Genomic DNA, 21,806 nt, shown 5'->3' on the forward strand with positions numbered 1-21,806 from the left:
CGATGGTCTTCTGGAAGTCGTCCCACACGGAGACCGTGCAGTTCACGGCGGTGACGCCGCCCTTGCGCATGTCTTCGAACACCGAGCGTTCGAATTTCGAAATGTTCAGACCGTCGATGATGATGCTGTTGTCGTGCAGTGTGCTCTGCGTGCTCATGACCCGCTCCAGGACTATCGCATGAATTTGAAAGTATTCAATGCAGTAAATGAAAGATACGCACGGAACGATTGTTTCCGGCGCGATCATTTCGATCCGGCTTTCCACCGGTCGACCTGCACGAAACCGACGGCTCTATTCTTGTCGTTCGAATAAACGCCCATTGTCGGAATTCAGACGCGTTCTTTGCCTTTTCCGCCATTCGCGTCCGTTTTTCACAAGTGTTCGGCCCGCGTTAATTCAAGCCGCATCACGCCGCCGTTCTTTCCCGCGGAAGTCGTTCTTTTTTGTTCAGATGACTCAGGGTTTTGCCGCATGGCACACTTGCCCTGCCAGATCCCAGAATTGCGGCAGCCGTAGCCAGCCATCCCCCGGCCAGCAGGCGATTGACCCAGATTGACCACAAAGGAATAGTCCCCATGTTGCCGGATCGCACGGCGTCGTTAGCGCACTTCGCGTTCATGCCGCTGCCCGACTTCACCATGATCGCGTTCACCAACGCGATCGAAGTCCTTCGCATGGCGAACTACCTCAGTGGCCAGCCGCTTTACAGGTGGTCGGTCATCAGTCCGGACGGCGGCCTCGTGACGGCCAGCAACGGTCTTGCCATCGATACCGGCCCGGCCGAATGCGCGGGGCAGCCCGACATCGTGTTCGTGTGCGGCGGCATCGACGTGCAGCGCGCCACCACGCCCGCCCATCTCGCCGCCTTGCGCCGCTTCGCGCGCATGGGCATCGTGCTGGGCAGCCTGTGCACGGGCACCTACGCGCTCGCAAAAGCCGGGCTGCTGGCCGGCTACGCCTGCGCGATCCACTGGGAAAACATGTCGGCGCTGAAGGAAGAGTTTCCGTCTACGCGCTTTCTCAAGGAACTGTTCGTCATCGACCGCGACCGCGTCACCTGCACCGGCGGCGTCGCGCCGCTCGACATGATGCTGCACCTGATCGCGGCGCGCGTCGGCATTGCCCGCATCACGCAGATCGCCGAGCAATTCGTCATCGAGCATGTGCGCGACACGTCCGCCCAGCAGCGCATGCCGCTCGTCGCGCGGCTCGGCTCCGCCAACAAATCGCTCTTCGAAGTCATCTCGCTGATGGAGAACAACATCGAAGAGCCGCTTTCGCGCGAGGAACTCGCGCGTCTCGCGAACCTGTCGCAGCGGCAATTGCAGCGGATCTTTCACGAGCATCTCGGCATGACGCCCACGCACTACTATCTGACGCTGCGCCTGCGCCGTGCGCGCGAACTGCTGCTGCAAACCGACATGTCGATCATGCAGATCACGATGGCGTGCGGCTTCCAGTCGGCCTGCCACTTCAGCAAGAGCTACCGCGACGCCTTCGGCAGCGCGCCGACCGGCGAGCGCCGCAAGCGCATTGCACCGCTTTCGGGCATGGGCACGCCGGCGGCACCTCTCGCAATAGCACCGGTGCACGCCTAGACGCACGCATAAACATAGCAGGCGCGATAAAAAGCGCCTCGGCTATTCCGGCGTTCCGGCTTTATCACGCCCAACAGCAAAACGGGCCGCCAGAAAAACTGGCGGCCCGTTTCGCATGCTCGCGCGGTTCGACGACGCTCGACTACGCCGCCAGCAAACCGTGCGGATCGATGACGAACTTGCGCGGCGCGCCGCCATCGAACTTCTTGTAGCCTTCCGGCGCTTCGTCGAGAGAAATCACCGAGACGTTGACGATCTTCGCAATCGGCAGGCGGTCGAACAGGATCGCCTGCATCAGGTTGCGGTTGTAGCGGAGCACCGGCGTTTGCCCCGTATGGAACGAATGCGACTTCGCCCAGCCGAGGCCGAAGCGGATGCTCAGGCTGCCGTGCTGCGCGGCCACGTCGCTGGCGCCGGGGTCGTCGGTGACGTAAAGACCCGGAATGCCGATCATGCCGGCCGGGCGCGTGATTTCCATCAGCGAATTCAGCACCGTGGCGGGCGCTTCCTCGGCATGGCCGGCCGCGCCATGGCCGTGCGCCTCGAAGCCCACGCAATCCACCGCGCAATCGATTTCCGGCTTGCCGAGAATCTGCTCGATCTGCTCGCCAAGCGAGGCGTCCTTCGACAGATCGACCACCTCGAAGCCCATCGCCTTCGCATGCGCGAGCCGTTCCGCATTCATATCGCCGACGATCGTGCAGGCCGCACCGAGCAGGCGCGCCGACGCCGCGGCCGCCATCCCGACCGGCCCCGCCCCCGCGATATAGACGGTCGATCCCGGCTTCACGCCCGCCGTTACCGCGCCGTGGTAGCCGGTCGGCAGAATGTCCGAGAGGCAGGTGAGATCGCGCATCTTCGCCATCGCCTGGTCGCGGTCGGGGAATTTCAGCAGATTGAAGTCGGCGTACGGCACGAGCACGTATTCCGCCTGCCCGCCGATCCAGCCGCCCATATCGACATAACCATAGGCGCCGCCCGCGCGCGACGGATTCACGGTCAGGCACACGCCCGTGTGCTGTTCGCGGCACATCGCGCAGCGCCCGCATGCCACGTTGAACGGCACCGAAACGAGGTCGCCGATTTTCAGCGTCTCGACGTCCTTGCCCACCTCGACCACTTCGCCGGTGATTTCGTGGCCGAGCACGAGGCCGACCGGCGCGGTCGTGCGCCCGCGCACCATATGCTGATCCGAGCCGCAGATATTGGTGCTGACCACCTTGAGAATGACACCGTGACCGATCGAGCGCCCGCTCGGATCGACCATCTTCGGATACGCGATGTTCTGCACTTCGACCTTGCCCGGCCCCTGATACACGACGCCTCGATTACCGCTCATCTCGCTGTCTCCTGTTCGATGCTGTACATGGGAACGCGTTGCCTCATGCCAAGCGCGCAACGCAACGACGTTTCGAGCGTAGCGTGCCGCCCGTACCCGGCGATGTGCAAAAAACGACGCGCACTTGAACGGCGCCGCCATCCCGCGACACGCTCCGTCATGAGAGGTCGCGCTCAGAACAGATGCCGCAGGCCGATGCGCACGTCGGCCTGCGTGGTGGTCGACGCAGGCGTGAAGCCATAGCCGATCACCGCGTCCACGCCCTGCGAAGCCCTGAGCCAGTCGCCCGACAGATAAACGTCCGTGCGCTTCGACAGCAGGTAATGCATGCCCGCCGAAAGCTGGTTCCAGTGGTGGCCGTCGAAGTGCGTGTACTGGTAGCCGCCCGTCATGCTGAACGAAGGCGTCATCTGCCAGTTGGCGCCGCCTTCGCCTACCTGCATGTGCCGGCTCTCGCCGAATGCGGTGATCTGCGTGTAGGTGAAAGCGCCCATCAGCGTGACGTTGCCGATCGCATAGCTCGCGCCCGCGCCGAAGGTGGCCTGCTTGTCCACCGGAAACGGCGTGTCCGCATAGAGCGACGTTACCGTGCCCGTAGCCGGATCGACGCTGACGGTCGGCCGGCCGAAGAAGGTCCGCACGCCGATCATCGCGTAGGGGTCGAAGCCGTAGATGCCCGACGGGTTATTGAGCTGCGTGTACGCGGTACCCATCGCGAACGGGCCGTGCTGATACTGCGCGCCGACGCTCCACGCGCTGCCGTTATGGAAGTCGCCCGCCTTGTTGCTGAACGAGTACATGCCGCCGAACTGGAATCCGCCGAACGTGTTCGACATGAACTTCACCGAGTTCTGCAAATGGTCGCCATTCATGCGGTCGAAGTCGCCCTGGTTGATCGCGTAGCCGCTCGCCCATGCCGAGGCGTTGTAGAGATAGACGAACTCCTGCGTCATGTCGGGCTGATTGCCGAGCGTGAGCGTGCCCCAATCGTTTTGCAATCCGACATACGCCGCGCGGCCGAACAGCGAGCCGCCGTTGGCGATCTGTCCGTTGCCGAGATGGAAGCCGCTCTCCAGTTCGAACACGGCCTTCATGCCGCCGCCGAGATCCTCGGTGCCCTTGAGGCCCCAGCGGTTCGCCTGGGCAATGCCGTCGTCGAATTTCACCTGGTGCGAGCCGCCCGCATTGCTCACGTAGGTCACGCCGGCGTCGATGATCCCGTACAAGGTGACGCTGCTCTGCGCATAACTCGCGTTCGGGACAGCGGCCAATGCCAGCGCCATACCGGTCAGTGCCACCGCGTTTCCTGTTTTTCTCATGGTGTCGTCTCTCTCCTGTCTCGCGATACGGTTGTCGGGCCGCGCCAGGCCGGCATGAAAAACAGCCCTGAAAAACGGCCATAAAGTCCGGCGCGGACGAACAGAACGTACAAGTCCAAATCTCGGCTGACTTGCGCGGACACGACATCCACTGGTGCAGGAACGACACCCGGCAACGCGAAAACCCCTGCAAAACAGGCACAAAACGTTATGCGGCGGGCTTTCCTGGCACTTCGACAGCGCGATCATCGGCAATCCGACATCGACTTTATGAAATCCGCCGATCCCGCCTTTATTGCGTTTTTATTGATTGAACAATCAATAAAAAAAACCTAAAGTGAGAACCTTCCAGGAGTGTCCCGAACCACCATGCCCAAGATCGGAATGCGCGACATACGTCGCGCGCAACTCATCGACGCCACCTTGCAATCGATCGACCAGTCGGGTCTTTCAGGCACGACGCTCGCGAGCGTGGCGCAGCACGCGAACATTTCCACCGGCATCGTGAGCCACTACTTCGGCGGCAAGGATGGCCTGCTCGAAGCCACCATGCGCCATGTGCTGCACGACCTGTGGGAAGCGACGATGCGCCGGCGCCAGGCCGCGAAAGACGAGCCGCGCGCGCGGCTGCGCGCGATCGTCGCCGCCAATTTCGACGTCTCGCAGGTGAACTCGCCCGTCATGAAGACATGGCTCGCGTTCTGGGCCGAGAGCATGCATCAGCCTGCGCTGCGCCGGCTGCAACGCATCAACACGCGGCGGCTTCACTCGAACCTGTGCGCGGAATTCGAGCGGGTCTTGCCGAACACGGCGGCCCGCCGTGCCGCGAGCGGCCTCGCCGCGCTGATCGACGGCCTCTGGCTGCGCGGCGCGCTGACGGGCGAGCCGTTCGACACGAAGACCGCGCTGCGCATCGCCAACGACTACATCGACCTGCTGCTCGACGCGCGCGCCAAGGCGCGCCCGAGCAAGTCATCCAGATAACCCGTCCCGGAGCCACTTCGATGCCCTCTTCGACGCCTCTTTTCCCCGTGCAACGCCTTTTTATCGACGGTGCCTACACGGACGCCACCAGTGGCGAAACGTTCGACACCTTCAACCCCGCCACCGGCGAGAAGCTCGCCACGGTGCAACACGCGAGCGCGGCCGATATCGACCGCGCCGTGCAATCGGCGCGCACCGGTCAGCGCGCCTGGGCCGCACTGACGGCCATGCAGCGTTCGCGCGTGCTGCGCCGCGCGGTCGAGTTGCTACGCGAGCGCAACGACGCACTCGCGGACCTCGAAACCCTCGACACGGGCAAGCCCATCGCCGAAACGCGCGCCGTCGACATCGTCACGGGCGCCGACGTGATCGAGTATTACGCAGGCCTCGCCCCCGCGCTCGAAGGCCAGCAGATTCCGCTGCGCGAGACCTCGTTCGTCTACACGCGGCGCGAGCCGCTGGGCGTCACGGCCGGCATCGGTGCATGGAACTATCCGATCCAGATCGCCTGCTGGAAATCGGCGCCCGCGCTCGCCGCCGGCAACGCGATGATCTTCAAGCCGAGCGAGGTCACGCCGCTGTCGGCGACGAAACTCGCGGAGATCTATATCGAGGCGGGCGTGCCGCCGGGCGTCTTCAACGTGGTTCACGGCGACGGGCGCGTGGGCGCGATGCTTGCCATACATTCGGGCATCGAGAAAATTTCGTTTACGGGCGGCGTCGAAACCGGCAAGAAGGTCATGGCGACAGCGGGCGGCTCCACGCTCAAGGAAGTCACGATGGAGCTAGGCGGCAAATCGCCGCTTATCGTCTTCGAAGACGCCGACCTCGATCGCGCCGCCGATATCGCCGTGACGGCCAATTTCTTCAGCTCGGGCCAGGTGTGCACCAACGGCACGCGCGTCTTCGTGCATCAAGCCGTGATCGCCGAGTTCGAAGCGCGCGTGCTCGAACGCGTGCAGCGCATTCGCGTCGGCAATCCCGCCGATCCCGCCACCAACTTCGGGCCGCTCGCGAGCGCCGCGCAACTCGACAAGGTGCTCGGCTATATCGAGCGCGGCAAGCGCGCGGGCGCGCGGCTGCTCGCGGGCGGCGCACGCCTCACGCAAGGCGATTTCGCGCGCGGCCAATACGTGCAGCCCACCGTGTTTTCCGGTTGCCGCGACGACATGCGGATCGTCCAGGAAGAAATCTTCGGCCCGGTGATGAGCATTCTCACGTTCGCGAGCGAAGCCGAAGTGATCGCGCGCGCCAACGAAACGCTTTACGGCCTCGCCGCCGGCGTCGTGACCGACAACCTCGCGCGCGCGCATCGCGTGATCCATCGGCTCGAAGCGGGCATCTGCTGGATCAACACATGGGGCGAGTCGCCGGCCGAAATGCCCGTGGGCGGCTACAAGCAATCCGGCGTGGGCCGCGAAAACGGCATCACGACGCTCGAACACTACACGCGCATCAAATCGGTCCAGGTGGAACTGGGACCGTATCAGCCCGTTTTCTGAGGGAGTCCCGCATGGCCGCGCAAGAGTACGACTACATCATCATCGGTGCGGGATCGGCGGGCAACGTGCTCGCCACCCGCCTCACCGAGGATAGCGACATCAAGGTGCTGCTGCTCGAAGCCGGCGGCCCCGACTACCGCTTCGATTTCCGCACGCAAATGCCGGCGGCGCTCGCCTACCCGCTGCAGGGCCGCCGCTACAACTGGGCTTACGAAACCGAGCCCGAGCCGCATATGAACCACCGGCGCATGGAGTGCGGACGCGGCAAGGGGCTCGGCGGGTCGTCGCTCATCAACGGCATGTGCTACATCCGCGGCAATGCGCTCGACTACAACGGCTGGGCCGAACGCAAGGGGCTGGAGCACTGGAGCTATCTGGACTGCCTGCCCTATTTCCGCAAGGCCGAAACGCGCGACGTCGGCGCGAACGACTATCACGGCGGCAACGGCCCCGTGCATGTGACGACGAGCAAACCCGGCGTCAATCCGCTCTTCGAGGCGATGATCGAGGCCGGCGTGCAGGCCGGCTATCCGCGCACCGACGATCTGAACGGCTATCGCCAGGAAGGCTTCGGCCCGATGGATCGCACCGTCACGGCAAAGGGCCGGCGCGCGAGCACCGCGCGCGGCTACCTGGACCAGGCGAGACAACGGCCGAACCTCGAGATCGTCACGCATGCGGTTACCGATCGCATTCTGTTCGACGGCAAGCGCGCCTGCGGCGTCGTCTTTCTCGACGGCGCCACGCGCATCACCCGCCATGCGCGCCGCGAAGTGCTGCTGTGCGCGGGCGCGATCGCTTCACCGCAGATCCTGCAACGCTCGGGGGTCGGCCCCGGCGCGTGGCTGCGCGAACTCGACATTCCTGTCGTGCTCGATCTGCCCGGGGTCGGGCAGAATCTTCAGGATCACCTGGAAATGTATATGCAGTACGAGTGCCGGGAGCCCGTCTCGCTCTATCCGGCGCTGCTGATGCGCAATCAGCCGGCTATCGGTCTCGAATGGATGCTGCGCGGCACCGGCATCGGCGCGAGCAATCACTTCGAGGCGGGCGGCTTTATCCGCACGCGCGACGACGATCCCTGGCCGAATATCCAGTACCACTTTCTGCCCGTCGCGATCAATTACAACGGCACCAACGTGATCAAAATGCATGGCTTCCAGGCGCACGTAGGCTCCATGCGTTCGCCGAGCCGGGGGCGCGTGAAGCTGCGCTCGCGCGATCCGCACGAGCACCCGTCGATTCTCTTCAACTACATGGCCGAAGAACTCGACTGGCGCGAGTTCCGCGACGCGATCCGCATCACGCGCGAGATCATCGCCCAGCCGGCGCTCGATCGTTTCCGCGGCCGCGAATTGAGCCCCGGCGCGGCGCTCAGGTCCGATGCGGAGATCGACGCATTCGTGCGCAGCCGCGCGGAAACCGCGTATCACCCGTCCTGCTCGTGCGCGATGGGCTACGACAACATGGCCGTGGTGGACGGCGAAGGCCGCGTGCACGGCATCGACGGTCTGCGCGTAGTCGATGCGTCGATCATGCCGCGCATCACCACCGGCAATCTCAATGCGCCGACGATCATGCTCGCGGAAAAGATTGCGGACAGGATTCGCGGACGCGCGCCGCTGGCGCGTTCGCACGCCGCGTACTTCGTGGCGAACGGCGCGCCGGCGCGGGCGGTGAAGCCGGCCACGGCAGGAGCGTGACGATCCACGCCGCACATCCGGGCGCGGGTGTGACGGCGCATGGTCACGACAAAGACCAGGGATCGACCTTGCCGTCCTCGATCACGAAGTGCTTCGCATCGGAAGCGGGATCAAAAAAGCGCCAGTCTTCCTCATCTTCAACTCCGTCCCGGATCACTACAAGACGATAGCCTTTACAGGCCGAATGCCGACGTGGGGTTCGTCGGCATCCCGATCGATCGCAACGGTTTCCCGCATGACGCCGCCGACCACCAAACTCCGCGGCTGCTTCAAACCGAAGCCGCCAGCCAATGCGAAACGGCCACCGTAAGCACGGCTGCGGCAAGCGCCCCATACGGCGCCAGATTCAACCACCGGCTGCGCGCCGGCACACTCACGTTCATATCTGACGCACTGCCCGCCGGAAAACGCCCGCGATCCTGCCAGTAGTGCCGGTAAGCGAATACCGGCACGATCAGCAGCATTGCGAGAAGACCATTGCGCAGCGTGCCCTCGCCTTGCAGATCGGCGCCGGCGCCGACGAACACCAGGTTGGCATAACCGCACAGCGCACCGAGCGCGAGCAGCCACGTCGGGCAGCGAAACGGGCGCACGCGCGTGCCGCGATCCATGCGATGAATCCATCCCGACTGCAGGTTGAGAAACACGAACAACATATAGCAGACGTTCGAGATCGACAGCACCGTCATATAGTCCGACATCGCCAGCAGCACGAGATTGAAGCAGAGGTCGGTCCACATCGCCGCCGTCGGCGCGCCGTGCCCGTTCACGCGCGAGAGGTAGCGCGGCAGCCAGCCGTCCACCGACGCCTGATAGAGCGTGCGCGACGATCCCATCATCGAGGTCATCACGATCAGCAGGATCGAGAGCATCAGCATCACCACGATGGCGTTGCCAACCCACGCGCCGCCGCCCACCATCGCGGCCATGGCGGTGCCCACGCCCGTACCGTCGCCGATGCGCGGATCGAGCATCAGCGGCGTGCCGAGCGCGCCTTGAAACGCGAGAGGCACGAGCGTCATCACCACGAGGCAGAGCGCGCCCGACCAGAAGATCGCCTTGGCCGTATCGCGCCGCGGATCGCGAAACTCGCGCGTATAGCAGACCGCCGTTTCGAATCCATACGACGCCCATCCCGCCATGAACATCGCGCCTAGCGCCATCACCACGCCTTGCCCGTTCCAGGTGCCGAAGTACGCGGCGGTGAGAGTGCCGTGCGCGTCGCGCCCGAGCGGCAGCAGCGGCAGGAGATGTGCGGCGGGCACGTCGCCCGTGATGATCGGCACGAGGCCGACGATCAGCAGCGGCGTGAGCGAAGCGATGCCGAGTATCTTCTGCGTCTTCGCCGCCTTCGAAGCGCCGCTATGCTGAAGCCTGAACGTGACGAGCAGAAAGGCCGCGGCAATCAGAAACGTGGCGTTGATGCGCAAGGTCAGGCCGGGCTTGATAAAGCCGAGGTTGGCGAGCGTCCAGTGCCACTGCACGATGGCCGCGTCGGGCGCGAACAGTGTCGTGAGCGCGTAGTTCGCGGCAAGCCCGCAGCCGAGCGCGAGCATCGGCGACCACGCCAGCCAGTTGCACCATACGGAAACGGGCGCGATCATCTTGCCGTAGCGGACCCAGCCGATCGCTCCGTACACCGAAGCACCGCCCGACTTATGCGGAAAGAGCCCGGAGATTTCCGCGTAGGTCGCGCTTTGCACGAGACCCATCGTAATCGAGGCGATCCAGATAGCCCAGGCCGGCTGGCCGATCGTCGCGCACACGCCGCCGATCGTGAACAGCACGCCGGCGGGCACGCCGCTCGTCACCCAGAACGCGTCTTTCCAGTTCAGGCCGCGTTGCAGCCCATGACCCTGCCCGCCTCGTACGGTCTCTTCCTGCGCGCCACATGCACCGATTCCCGCCTGCTCCATCTGCCGCCTCCTGTCCGGAACGTTAATCGACCAGAATTGCCGCGCCAATAGGGATGTTCAGGGGCAGCGCCACGCGCATCCGACGCACGCGTCGCGCCTCGCCACCCACGTGGCGCCCCATGGCGCCCCACGGCACGGGTGAACGCCTGTCAGTGCACGCCCAGCGAGGCGCGCACGGCGGGCAAGCCGGGCTTGCCGTCGAGCGTCGTCACGCCCGCGAGCCAGGCGTCGAGCACCTGCGGATTGCCACGCAGCCAGTCGGCGGCGGCCTTGTTCGGGTCCACCTTGTTGGCGATCGGCACCATCAGATGATTTTCGATGTCGGTCGTGAAGCGCAGATTGGCGATGAACTTCGCGACGTTCGGGCAGCGCGCCGCATAGTCGGGCGGCTGCGCCGTCAACACGCGCGCCGCGCCGTAGTCGGGACCGAATACGGCGTCGCCGCCGGAGAGATAGTCGATCTTCATCTGCACGTTCATCGGATGCGGCTCCCAGCCGAGGAAGACGATCCACTGCTTGTCGCGAATCGCGCGGTTGACCTGCACGAGCATCCCCGCCTCGCTCGATTCGACGAGCTTGAATTTGCCGAGCCCATACTGGTTCGCGCCGATCATCTTCTCGATGAGCGCATTGCCGTCATTGCCGGGCTCGATGCCGTAAATGCGGCCTTGCAGCTTGTCCGCATACTTCGCGATGTCCTGGAACGATTTCAGCCCGCCCTGGAAGACGTAATCGGGCACCGCGAGCGTGTACTTGGCGCCCGTGAGATTGGGCGTGGGCAGCACCTTGATCGAGCCCGACTTCGTGAACGGCTCGACGATCGGGTCCATCGTGGGCGACCAGTAGCCGAGGAACACGTCGATCTGCTTGCTCTTGAGCCCCGCGAACGTGATCGGCACCGAGGCGATCGTCTTCGTCGGCGCATAGCCGAGGGCGCCGAGAATTGTCGAGGCGACGCCGGTCGTCGCCGCGATATCGGTCCAGCCCACGTCGGCGAAGCGCACCTCCTTGCACGCCAGCGGATCGGCGGCATACGCGTTGGCACAGAGAACCGCGGCGCACGCGAGCGCGCCTGTTTTAAGCACGGGGAATCGGCACATCGTTGTCTCCTTGGCAATTCGGGTCATGAAGCCGCGCCGCCGGGCCCGTCGTAGGGAAATCGCATCGAATCCGGCGTGCGGCTCATCGGCGTGAATGGGGCACCGGTCATGGGGTGCGTCCCATGACACATGGTTGTCCGGCAAAAAGCCGATCAACGTAGCAATTGCGACGGGCAATTGCGCAGAAGCGACAAACGTTGCCGCCAATACCGACAGGACAGGACTTTAAGTTGATTGAACGATCAATTTACAAAAAGCCAGCAGGTGCGGGGCAGGGATTCGGACGTATGCCCGATTCCTTTCATTCTGAAAATGTCATGGGTACGCGCGGCGCGTGTCGGGCAGCGAGCCAGGCCCGCTTTAAAGCCGCGCTGGAAGGCTCCGGCGCACGGCAGGTCGTGTATTCTTACGGGGGAGATTCAGAACGGAGTGACAGCGCCGACGCAAGCACTCCAACCCACCATATTCAATAAAATAGCTGCGTCCTCACCGTGGGCTTACGGCTAGCACGCATCACACACTTTCGCTCGGAATGCCTTCCATGCAGCCCCAGACAGTCCCGCCTCGCGACGGCCAAAAACCGCCGTTACGCTTCGGCATCGTCCTGCTTCCCAATTTCACGCTGACCGCCTTCTCCGGTTTCGTGGATCTGCTGCGTCTCGCCGGCGACGATGGCGACATGAGCCGCCCCGTGCGGTGCTCGTGGACCATCATCGGCGAAACGCTCGTGCCGATCCGCGCAAGCTGCGGCATTCAGGTCACACCGTGGGCAACTTATGAGGAAGCGGGCGCCTTCGACTATCTGGTCGTCGTGGGCGGACTGCTGCACTCCGGCCCGTCCGCCAGCGACGCGACCTTGCGCTTCATCCGCGAAAACGCCGCGCGGCCGACCACGCTTGTCGGCATCTGCACTGGCGCTTTTTCACTGGCGCGCGCGGGCGTGATGGACGGCTACCGCATCTGCGTCAGCTGGTTTCACTATTGGGATTTCGTCGAGCGCTTCCCGTCGATTCCGGAATCGAGCCTGATCGCGGACCGGCTCTTCGTCATGGACCGGCGGCGCATCACCTGCTCGGGCGGCCGCGCGTCGATCGACGTTGCCGCGGCCATTCTGCTTCGGCATTTCGACGCGAGCATCGTGCAGAAAGCCCAGCGCATCCTGATCGTCGACGAGGCGCAAAAGGGCAACGCGCCGCAGCCGTATCCGGCCGGCCTCGCACCGACCACGCATCCGCAGGTGCGGCGCGCGATCCTCATCATGGAGCAGCATGTCGGGCATCCTCTGCCGCTCGCTGATATCGCGCATCGGGTCGATCTGTCAGTGCGGCAACTCGAAAGACTGTTCGCGGCCGAAACCGGCAAATCGCCGCATGCCTATGGCCGGCAATTGCGTGTGCGCATGGCCGCGTGGATGCTCACGAGTTCCGACCGCTCGGTCACGGAAATCGCCGCGTCATGCGGGTTCTCCGATGCGTCTCACCTCGGCCGCGAATTCCGCAAGGAATATGGCGAAACGCCCCATGCGTATCGCGTGGCGCGATCGCAGGGGCTGACGCCGGACGTGAGCGTCGAATAAGCCGGCCACACGCCGCGCCGGCTGCGACGATCGTCACTGAAAGACGACGGTGCGGTCGCCGTTGAGAAATACCCGGCGCTCGGTAAACGCCTTGACCGCGCGCGCCAGCGTGATGCATTCGACGTCGCGGCCCACGGCCAGCAATTGCTCGGGACGCAGCGCATGATCGACGCGTTCGACGAACTGCTCGATGATCGGCCCTTCGTCGAGATCGTCGGTGACGAAATGCGCGGTCGCGCCGATCAGTTTCACGCCGCGCGCATGCGCCTGGTGATAAGGCTTCGCGCCTTTGAAGCCGGGCAGAAACGAATGATGAATATTGATCGCGCGATTGCCGAGCTTCTCGCAGGCGTCGGACGTGAGCACCTGCATATAGCGCGCGAGCACGACGAGTTCCGCGCCCGTGCGCTCCGCGAGGTCGAGCCACTGCTTCTCCTGCGCTTCCTTACCGGCCCCGGTAATCGGAAAATGATGGAACGGCAGCTTGTGCGATTCGGCGAGCGCGGCCAGATCGTTATGATTCGACGCAATGCCGACGATATCCATTTTCAGTTCGCCCATGCGCCAGCGAAACAGCAGATCGGCGAGGCAGTGCTCGAGCTTCGACACCATGATGAGCACCTTGGGACGCACCTCGGCGCTATGCACGGCCCACTCCATGTTGAAGTCGGCCGCGACCGGCGCGAACTGCTGCTTGAGTTTATCGACGCAAAGCGGCTCGCCGCCGGCCGCATGAAATACGCAGCGTACGAAAAAGCGGCCACTCAGATCGTCGTCGAAAACATTGAGCGCGTCGATATAGCAATGATGCGCTTCCAGTACCCTGACCATCGCCGCGACCTGTCCCGGCCCGCTCGGGCACGACAGGGTGAGAATGAATTGCTCTTTGTTTTCGCCAATCATGGGAGTACCTGCGCAATAAGACGCGTAATCCGTGCACGCGGCGCGGGCACGGCGATCTGAACCTTCAGTTGTGCGCCTGCTTATCGATTACTTGTCGATTGCATATCGACTACGTACCGGCTGCATGGAGAAGCGGCGAGCGCGGCGGTTTTATTGGCTCGCGAGCGCTTGCGAACCGCGCCACGCGATCCAGTCCTCGCGCGTCCAGTCGAGTGCGATACCCACGCGGCGCGTGCCGGGCCGGATCTTCGGCTTGTGCAGTGCGAGTTCGAGCGTCTGCAACGCGGGCCACTCGCGAAACGAAAGCGCGGCCACGTCCACCGCGAGCGTTTCGAGCAGCCGCGTATGCGGCTTGTGCGCGAGGAAGTCGGCAATGCGCGTGCACCAGCCGTCATAGTCGATCCATTCGCCAGACTCGTCGGGTGCGCCGCCGTAGCCAAGCCGCGCGTCGATCACGACCGGCTGCGGCGCGCCGTGTTCGTGCGCGTGGATGCCCACGTGCACCGGCACGCTCAACGCCTCGACGAACACGCTCCAGCCGCGCCCTCGCGTCTGCGCGAATGCGGCATCGAACGGCCGCGCAAACGCGCCCTCGACGAGCTTCATGACACGAGCGGCGCCGCGGCGTCGAGCATGATGCGGCAGAAGTAGTCGGCGAAACTGCGCCGCACGACCACTTCGAAGCGCTCCGCGCCGGTCGGAATCAGCATGATCGACGCCTTGAAATAGAAGCTCTGCGCGCATTGGCCTTCGCCAAACATGCGCGGATGCAGATCGAGCGGACAGCCGCGCGCGAGCACTTCGCGCACGCGCGCGCCGCTCAGTTCCAGCACCGTATAGCCGCTGCCGACATCGACCGCCGACGCCCACATGCCGTTCAACGCCCGCACGAGCGCGTCTTCGAGCACGCCGGCGTTGACCGCTTCGCGCGAACGCACGAGCCATTCGTCGGGACCGAGCCACAGCACGTCGTACTGCGCGGCGGACACCCGCGTATTGGGCTGCGCGGGCACCGCACAGCCGACCACCCGCGCGAACGCCTCGGCAAACGCGGCATCGCCGGGCTCGCCGCGCACCGTCACGAGATCGCGGAACGGCAGCTCGCGCATCGCGAACGCCTTCGTCACGCGCTCGCCTTGCGCTTCATGCGCGTCGAGCAGCGCGGCCACGCCCACGCACGGCGACTCCAGCGGCACCGTCACCGCGCGTTCCCCGAGGGGCACCGGTTCGATCGTTTCATTCAACATGCTGACGCACCCCTTCCGTGTCATAGAAAACCGGGCTCGCGATCGTCGCGGCAACGCGACGGCCATCGGCCATCGGCACCACGACTTTCTCGCCCATCTTGCCGAGACCGCCCTTCACCACCGCGAGCGCGATCGAGCGGTCGAGAACCGGGCTGTAATAGCTCGACGTGACGTGGCCGAGCATCGGCGTCGTCCCGTCGGCACGCGTCACCGCATCGGGCGCGACGATCTGGCCGCCTTCGGGCAGCACGTACTGCGCGTCGTCGGTGAGCAGGCCGACGAACTGCTTGCGGCCTTCCTTCGCCGTGTCCGAGCGAGAGAGCGAACGCTTGCCGAGGAAATCCTTCGCCTTCGAAACAAGCCCGCCCATGCCGAGATCGAAAGGCGTCACCGAGCCGTCGGTATCCTGGCCGACGATGATGTAGCCCTTCTCCGCGCGCAGCACGTGCATCGTTTCCGTGCCATACGGCGTGATGCCGAATTCGGCGCCCGCCTGCATCAGCGCTTCCCAGACCGCGCGGCCCGCGTTGGCCGGCACGTTCACCTCATAGGCCAGCTCGCCCGAGAAGCTGATGCGCATGACGCGCGCCTTCGCGCCCGCCACCGTGCCGTTGCGATACGACATGAACGGAAACCCGGCATTCGCGAAGTCGATGTCCGCGCAGACCTTTTGCAGCACCTTGCGGCTCTTCGGGCCGACCACGGCGAAGGTCGCCCAGTGGTCGGTGACGGACGCGAGCCGCACCTTCATGTCGGGCCATTCCGTTTGCAGCCAGCGTTCGAGCCACGTCAGCACGCGCGCCGCGCCGCCCGTCGTGGTGGTCATCATGTAGTGCTGCTCGCCGAGGCGCACCGTCACGCCGTCGTCGAAGACCATGCCGTTTTCGTCGAGCATCAGGCCGTAGCGGCACTTGCCGACTTCGAGCTTGCTCCACGGGTTCGTATAGACCCAGTTCAGCAGTTTGGCAGCGTCCGGTCCCTGAATGTCGATCTTGCCGAGCGTCGACGCGTCGAGCATGCCGACGCCGTTGCGCACCGCAAGACATTCGCGCTTGACGGCCGCGTGCAGGTCCTCGCTGCCTTGCGGGTAATACCAGGGCCGCTTCCAGTTGCCGACGTCCTCGAACATCGCGCCATGCTCGACGTGCCATTCGTGAATGCAGGTCTTGCGGATCGGATCGAGCAGATCGCCCAACTCGCGCCCCGCGAACGTGCCGAACGTAACGGGCGTGTAGTTCGGGCGGAACGTCGTCGTGCCCGTTTCGGGAATCGACTTGCCGAGCGCGTCGGCGAGAATCGCCATGCCGTTGATGTTGCCGAGCTTGCCCTGATCGGTGCCGAAGCCCATGGCCGTATAGCGCTTGACGTGCTCGACCGATTCGAAGCCTTCGCGCGCGGCGAGCAGGATGTCCGCTGCCGAGACGTCGTTCTGGAAATCGACGAACTGCTTCGGCCCGCGCGCCGCGGCCTCGCGGCTGCCGACCAGCCAGAGCGGCTGGATGGGCGCCTCGGCGTGATCGACGAGCTTCAGCAGCGGCGGGCGCTCGACCGCGAAGCCGAGCGATTTGGCCGCATCGACGCCCGCGTCGATCGCGAGCGCCAGCGCCCGCGCAAAACCGAACTCACCGGCGGCCGCGCCCACGCTCACCTCTTGCTGCACGCGCTTGCCGGGCATGAAGCACGCCTTCGCCTCGTTCCAGTGCGCCTTGCCGCCCGATTGCGCGAACAGATGCAGCACCGGGCTGAAGCCGCCCGACATCGCGAGCAGATCGCAGGGAAGCTCGGCCTGCTTCGCACCGCTGCGGCCGTTCGCCCACGCGACGACCTCGACCGACGACACGCGCAGCTTGCCGCGCGCGCTCGCCACCGCCGCGCCGTTCATCACCTTGATGCCCTGGCGGCGCGCCGCCGCTTGCAGCTCGCTCGCGCCTTGCGCGCGCGGATCGACGACCGTCACCGCCGCACCGCATGCCTTCAGATCGAGCGCGCACTGATAGCCCGCGTCGTTGTTCGCGAACACGACCGCGTTACGGCCCGGCAGCACCGCATAACGGTGGATATACGCCGACACTGCCGAGGCCAGCATCACGCCCGGCAGATCGTTGTTGCCGAATACGAGCGGGCGCTCCTGCGCGCCGGTGGCGAGAATCACGCGCTTCGCGCGGATCTTCCACAGCATTTCGCGCGAACCGCGGCGCGCGGACACCGGCAGATGCTCGGTGAGACGCTGCGTGACGGTCACGAGGTTGTGATCCTGATAGCCGAATGCGGTGCTGCGCGACAGAATCGTCACGTCGGGCAGCGCGGCGAGTTCGGCCTCGACCTTCTCGACCCAATGAATCGCGGGGCGCCCGTCGATCTCGGTCTTGCCCGCGAGCAGGCTGCCGCCCAGTTCGCGCTGATCGTCGACGAGCATCACGCACGCGCCGCTGCGCGCCGCCGTGAGCGCCGCGAGCAGGCCGCTCGGTCCGCCGCCGACCACCAGCACGTCGCAATGCGCAAAAGACTTGTCGTAGCGGTCGGCGTCGAGCGCCTCGGGCGCCTTGCCGAGGCCCGCCGCCTCGCGAATCTTCTCCTCGTACTTCGGCCACCATTTGCGCGGCCACATGAAGGTCTTGTAGTAGAAGCCCGCGGGCAGAAAGCGCGCAAACTTCTGGTTGACCGCCATGCGATCCTGTTCGAGCGACGGCTCCGCGTTCACGCTGGTCGCGACGAGCCCCTGATACAGCTCGATCTCGGTCGCGCGCGCGTTCGGCACGGTATACGCGCCGCGTTCGAGCTGCACGACCGCGTTCGGCTCGGCGACGTCGGCCGTGACGATGCCGCGCGGCCGGTGATACTTGAAGCTGCGCGCGACGAAATGCACGTCGTTGGCGAGCAGCGCCGAGGCCAGCGTGTCGCCCTGATAGCCCTGATACGTGCGGCCGTTGAACGTGAAGTTCAACGGAATCGCGCGGTTGACGCGCCCGCCCGTGCCGAGTCGGTTCTTCTGGCTCATGCCTTGTCTCCTTGCGCCGGCGTGGTCGAGTCGCCCGTCGCGCCGCCGCGCCGGAACGTCTCGTAGCCGAGAATTTCGTACGTGACGGTGTCGCGCGTCGCCATGAACCAGCGGCGGCAACCCTGCGCGTGCAGCCATTGCTCCTTGTGCACACCGCGCGGGTTATGGCGCATGAACAGGTAGTCGCCCCATTCCTTGTCGGTGAGTTGTTCGGTCTCCAGCGGGCGCGCGATCTCGGCTTCGCCACCGCAGGTGAATTCCGCTTCGGCGCGCGGGCCGCACCACGGACATTCGATCAGCAACATGTGGTTTTCTCCTGGTAAGCGGGTGCGTGCGGCACTCAGTGCGCGACGGCGGCAGCGCCGTGCTCGTCGATCAGATGGCCGGTATAGAAGCGGTCGAGCGAAAACGCTGCGTTCAGCGGATGCGGCTCGTCGTTCGCGATCGTGTGCGCAAACACCCAGCCCGAACCCGGCGTCGCCTTGAAGCCGCCCGTGCCCCAGCCGCAATTGAAATAGAGCCCTTTGACGTCGGTCTTGCTGATGATCGGGCAGGCGTCCGGCGACACGTCGACGATGCCGCCCCACTGCCGGTTCATGCGCACGCGCGAGAACACCGGGAACATTTCGACGATCGCCTGCAAGGTGCCTTCGATGATGTTGAAGCTGCCGCGCTGGCCGAAGCCCGTGTATTGATCGACCCCCGCGCCGATCACGAGATCGCCCTTGTCGGACTGGCTGATATAGGCGTGCACCGCGTTCGACATGATGACCGTATTGACGACCGGCTTGATCGGCTCGGACACGAGCGCCTGCAACGGATGGCTTTCGAGCGGCAGGCGCACGCCGGCCATGTCGGCAAGCGTCGTGGTGTTGCCGGCGGCCACCACGGCGACCTTCTTCGCCTTGATGAAGCCCTTCACGGTATCGACGCCCGTCACGCGCGCGCCGTCGCGGCGAATGCCGGTTACCTGGCAGTTCTGGATGATGTCCACGCCGAGACGGTCCGCGCCGCGCGCGAAGCCCCACGCGACCGCATCGTGACGCGCCACGCCCGCGCGCCGCTGGATCGACGCGCCCATCACCGGGTAACGGCTGTTGAGATTGATGGTCGGCTCGATTTCCTTGATCTGCGCGGGCGTGAGGAATTCGGCATCGACGCCGTTCAGGCGGTTCGCATTCACACGGCGCTCGGTATCGCGCACGTCCTGCAGCGTGTGCGCGAGGTTCATCACGCCGCGCTGGCTGAACATCACGTTGTAGTTGAGGTCCTGCGCGAGCCCTTCCCAGAGCTTCATGGCCTTTTCATAGAGCGCCGCCGACTCGTCCCACAGATAGTTCGAGCGCACGATCGTCGTATTCCGTGCGGTATTGCCGCCGCCGATCCAGCCTTTCTCCAGAATCGCCACGTTCTTCACGCCGTGTTCTTTCGCGAGGTAATACGCGGTCGCGAGACCGTGGCCGCCGCCGCCGACGATCACCACGTCGTATTCCTTCTTCGGCTCCGGGCTCTTCCATTGCCGCTCCCAGTTCTCGTGATACGACAACCCGTTGCGGAACAGACTGAATATCGAATAGCGGCTCATTTCGCGGTTTCCTTCGTTAGCATTCGATAACGTTCACGGCCAGACCGCCGCGCGACGTTTCCTTGTATTTGGTCTTCATGTCGGCCCCCGTTTCGCGCATGGTCTTGATGACGTTGTCGAGCGTGACGTAGTGCTGGCCGTTGCCCTTGAGCGCCATGCGCGCCGCGTTCAGCGCCTTGATCGCGCCCATCGCGTTGCGCTCGATGCACGGGATCTGCACGAGGCCGCCCACCGGATCGCAGGTCATGCCGAGGTTGTGCTCCATGCCGATCTCGGCGGCGTTCTCGACCTGCGACGGCGTACCGCCCATGACGGCCGCGAGCGCGGCAGCAGCCATCGAGCACGCGACGCCCACTTCGCCCTGGCAGCCCACTTCGGCGCCGGAAATCGAGGCCGTTTCCTTGTAGATGATGCCGATCGCGGCGGCCGTCAGCAGGAAGTCGGCAATGCCCTGTTCGTTCGCTCCCGGCACGAATTTCACGTAGTAATGGAGCACGGCGGGAATCACGCCGGCCGCGCCGTTGGTCGGCGCCGTGACGACGCGCCCGCCCGCCGCGTTCTCCTCGTTGACGGCCATCGCGTAGAGATTGACCCAGTCGAGCATCGAGAGCGGATCGCGCAGCGACTCTTCGGAGCGCGCGCGCAGATGCGCGCAGAGATCGGCGGCGCGGCGGCGCACGTGCATCGGGCCCGGCAACTCGCCGTGCATCCGGCAGCCGCGCTCGACGCATGCGGCCATCGTGTGCCAGAGCGTCATCAGCCCTTCGCGCACGGCTTCGGGCGAACGCGAGGCGCATTCGTTCGCGTGGGCGATCTGCGCGATCGACAGGCCGCTCTCCTTGCACACGCGCAGCAGATCGTCGCCGGTGCGAAACGGCCAGGGCACGTCGTGCGCGCCGCGCTGGCCGTTCACGCGCTCGCCGTCGCGATTCACGACGAAGCCGCCGCCCACCGAGTAATACTCTTTCTCGACCAGCAACTGGCCGTTCTCGTCGAAGGCCTGGAAGCGCATGCCGTTCGGATGCACGATGCTCGTGCCGCTCATCAGCTTGCGGTAGAAGCCGATGCACTCCTTTTCCTCGAAGCGGATCGTCTGCCGGCCGAGCAGCGACAGCGACTTCTGCGCGCGGATCGCGGCGAGACGCGGCTCGATCTGGTCGGGATCGATGGTGTCGGGCAAATGGCCTTCGAGGCCGAGCAGCACCGCCTTGTCGGTGCCGTGGCCCTTGCCCGTCGCGCCGAGCGAGCCGTACAGCTCGACTTTCACGCGGCAGACGAAGCGCAGCAGATTCGCTTCGTCGATATGCGAAACGAAGCGGCAGGCCGCGATCATCGGGCCGACCGTGTGCGAACTCGACGGACCGATGCCGATCTTGAACAGATCGAAAACGCTGACGTTCATGCGACGCTCCCCTCGTGGACTCAGCGGTTGATGACAGTGTGCGTAGTACACCAACGCCAAAAGACTTCCGATAGAAGGAAAACGACATGCACGTGTAACTTTCCCGATTGGGTGCGTGGCGTGGCCGCTCTTCGTTCCGGTGTGCCGCCGGGCGCGCGTGGAAAACCGCATGCAGGCCGTATACAGAGGCAACGCGCAGGCCACACGCAAGCCACATGCGGACCGTATGCTTGAGCCGTGTGCACTCCGGGAAAGCCCTGGTCGGTCGTTTTCATCGCCGGTATCGGCGTACTAGCGCGCTGTCGCAATTCTTCTAGTCGCACGAATTTCGAATTACCAGAATCACGTCAGGCTCGCGCATCGCGACGCAATCGGTACGAGATTCCTCCAACGCATCCCTCAACGAACCGGACCTCAACATGTTCAACCGTTCAACGAGCACCGTAGAAAACGTCGATCCCGAACTCTTCAAGGCGATCGAACTCGAGAACCGCCGTCAGGAAGAGCACATCGAACTGATCGCGTCGGAAAACTACACCTCGCCCGCGGTCATGGCCGCACAGGGCTCGCAACTCACGAACAAGTACGCCGAAGGGTATCCGGGCAAGCGCTACTACGGCGGCTGCGAATATG

At 64.7% G+C, this 21,806-nt stretch carries 15 protein-coding genes and 3 pseudogenes; 6 read left to right on the forward strand and 12 right to left on the reverse strand.

Annotated features, from left to right (window positions below; translation table 11 throughout):
• Positions 1-157 (reverse strand): annotated as a pseudogene (locus F3J20_RS30055) (peptidase M19); the annotation flags it as partial.
• A 386-nt stretch (positions 158-543) separates the two neighbouring features.
• Here F3J20_RS30055 and F3J20_RS30060 point away from each other — a divergent pair.
• Complete coding sequence (locus F3J20_RS30060; protein WP_240162962.1) at positions 544-1,599, forward strand: GlxA family transcriptional regulator; 1,056 nt, start codon at positions 544-546, stop codon at positions 1,597-1,599.
• A gap of 142 nt (positions 1,600-1,741) precedes the next feature.
• Here the strand turns inward: F3J20_RS30060 and fdhA are convergent, their stop codons facing one another.
• Both fdhA and F3J20_RS30070 read right to left on the reverse strand, forming a co-directional pair.
• Complete coding sequence (gene fdhA, locus F3J20_RS30065) at positions 1,742-2,938, reverse strand: formaldehyde dehydrogenase, glutathione-independent (protein WP_167048242.1); 1,197 nt, start codon at positions 2,936-2,938, stop codon at positions 1,742-1,744.
• 173 nt (positions 2,939-3,111) lie between these two features.
• A complete protein-coding gene (locus F3J20_RS30070; protein WP_167048241.1) occupies positions 3,112-4,257 on the reverse strand; it encodes a porin in 1,146 nt (381 codons plus the stop codon).
• Positions 4,258-4,626: 369 nt separating this feature from the next.
• Between F3J20_RS30070 and betI the strand changes: the two genes are divergently transcribed.
• Genes betI through betA form a run of 3 tightly spaced genes read left to right on the forward strand, consistent with a single transcriptional unit; the run spans position 4,627 to position 8,446 of the window.
• Positions 4,627-5,241, forward strand: coding sequence for a transcriptional regulator BetI (gene betI, locus F3J20_RS30075; RefSeq protein ID WP_167285678.1), 615 nt, complete (start codon positions 4,627-4,629; stop codon positions 5,239-5,241).
• 20 nt (positions 5,242-5,261) lie between these two features.
• Positions 5,262-6,743 (forward strand): betaine-aldehyde dehydrogenase, encoded by a 1,482-nt coding sequence (gene betB / locus F3J20_RS30080; RefSeq protein WP_167285679.1) that lies wholly within the window; start codon positions 5,262-5,264, stop codon positions 6,741-6,743.
• A gap of 11 nt (positions 6,744-6,754) precedes the next feature.
• The gene (gene betA / locus F3J20_RS30085) at positions 6,755-8,446 is read left to right on the forward strand and encodes a choline dehydrogenase (protein ID WP_167285680.1); all 1,692 of its coding nucleotides are present in this window, start codon (positions 6,755-6,757) and stop codon (positions 8,444-8,446) included.
• 269 nt (positions 8,447-8,715) lie between these two features.
• On the opposite strand, the pseudogene F3J20_RS30090 reads toward betA, so the two are convergent.
• Positions 8,716-10,302, reverse strand: a pseudogene (locus F3J20_RS30090) (APC family permease); the annotation flags it as partial.
• 209 nt (positions 10,303-10,511) lie between these two features.
• On the reverse strand, positions 10,512-11,489 hold the full coding sequence (locus F3J20_RS30095; protein ID WP_345889949.1) for a choline ABC transporter substrate-binding protein: 978 nt from the start codon (positions 11,487-11,489) through the stop codon (positions 10,512-10,514).
• Positions 11,490-12,003: 514 nt separating this feature from the next.
• Here F3J20_RS30095 and F3J20_RS30100 point away from each other — a divergent pair.
• The gene (locus tag F3J20_RS30100) at positions 12,004-13,038 is read left to right on the forward strand and encodes a GlxA family transcriptional regulator (protein ID WP_167285682.1); all 1,035 of its coding nucleotides are present in this window, start codon (positions 12,004-12,006) and stop codon (positions 13,036-13,038) included.
• Between the two features lie 33 nt (positions 13,039-13,071).
• Here the strand turns inward: F3J20_RS30100 and purU are convergent, their stop codons facing one another.
• From purU to F3J20_RS30135, 7 genes are all read right to left on the reverse strand, one after another.
• Positions 13,072-13,941, reverse strand: coding sequence for a formyltetrahydrofolate deformylase (gene purU / locus F3J20_RS30105; protein ID WP_167048228.1), 870 nt, complete (start codon positions 13,939-13,941; stop codon positions 13,072-13,074).
• A 150-nt stretch (positions 13,942-14,091) separates the two neighbouring features.
• On the reverse strand, positions 14,092-14,547 hold the full coding sequence (locus F3J20_RS30110) for a dihydroneopterin aldolase (protein WP_167285683.1): 456 nt from the start codon (positions 14,545-14,547) through the stop codon (positions 14,092-14,094).
• On the reverse strand, positions 14,544-15,188 hold the full coding sequence (locus F3J20_RS30115; protein ID WP_167285684.1) for a sarcosine oxidase subunit gamma: 645 nt from the start codon (positions 15,186-15,188) through the stop codon (positions 14,544-14,546). Before F3J20_RS30115 ends, F3J20_RS30110 begins: the two co-directional genes overlap by 4 nt.
• Complete coding sequence (locus F3J20_RS30120; RefSeq protein ID WP_167285685.1) at positions 15,178-18,186, reverse strand: sarcosine oxidase subunit alpha family protein; 3,009 nt, start codon at positions 18,184-18,186, stop codon at positions 15,178-15,180. Before F3J20_RS30120 ends, F3J20_RS30115 begins: the two co-directional genes overlap by 11 nt.
• A complete protein-coding gene (locus F3J20_RS30125) occupies positions 18,183-18,491 on the reverse strand; it encodes a sarcosine oxidase subunit delta (RefSeq protein ID WP_167048220.1) in 309 nt (102 codons plus the stop codon). Before F3J20_RS30125 ends, F3J20_RS30120 begins: the two co-directional genes overlap by 4 nt.
• 35 nt (positions 18,492-18,526) lie before the next feature.
• Entirely contained in the window at positions 18,527-19,771 is a 1,245-nt protein-coding gene (locus F3J20_RS30130; RefSeq protein ID WP_167048217.1) for a sarcosine oxidase subunit beta family protein, read from the reverse strand.
• A gap of 16 nt (positions 19,772-19,787) precedes the next feature.
• A complete protein-coding gene (locus tag F3J20_RS30135; protein WP_167048214.1) occupies positions 19,788-21,173 on the reverse strand; it encodes an L-serine ammonia-lyase in 1,386 nt (461 codons plus the stop codon).
• A gap of 419 nt (positions 21,174-21,592) precedes the next feature.
• On the opposite strand from F3J20_RS30135, the pseudogene glyA reads away from it, so the two are divergent.
• Positions 21,593-21,806 (forward strand): annotated as a pseudogene (gene glyA, locus F3J20_RS30140) (serine hydroxymethyltransferase); the annotation flags it as partial.

The organism is Paraburkholderia sp. Cy-641 (genome assembly GCF_011752945.1).
Lineage (GTDB): Bacteria > Pseudomonadota > Gammaproteobacteria > Burkholderiales > Burkholderiaceae > Paraburkholderia.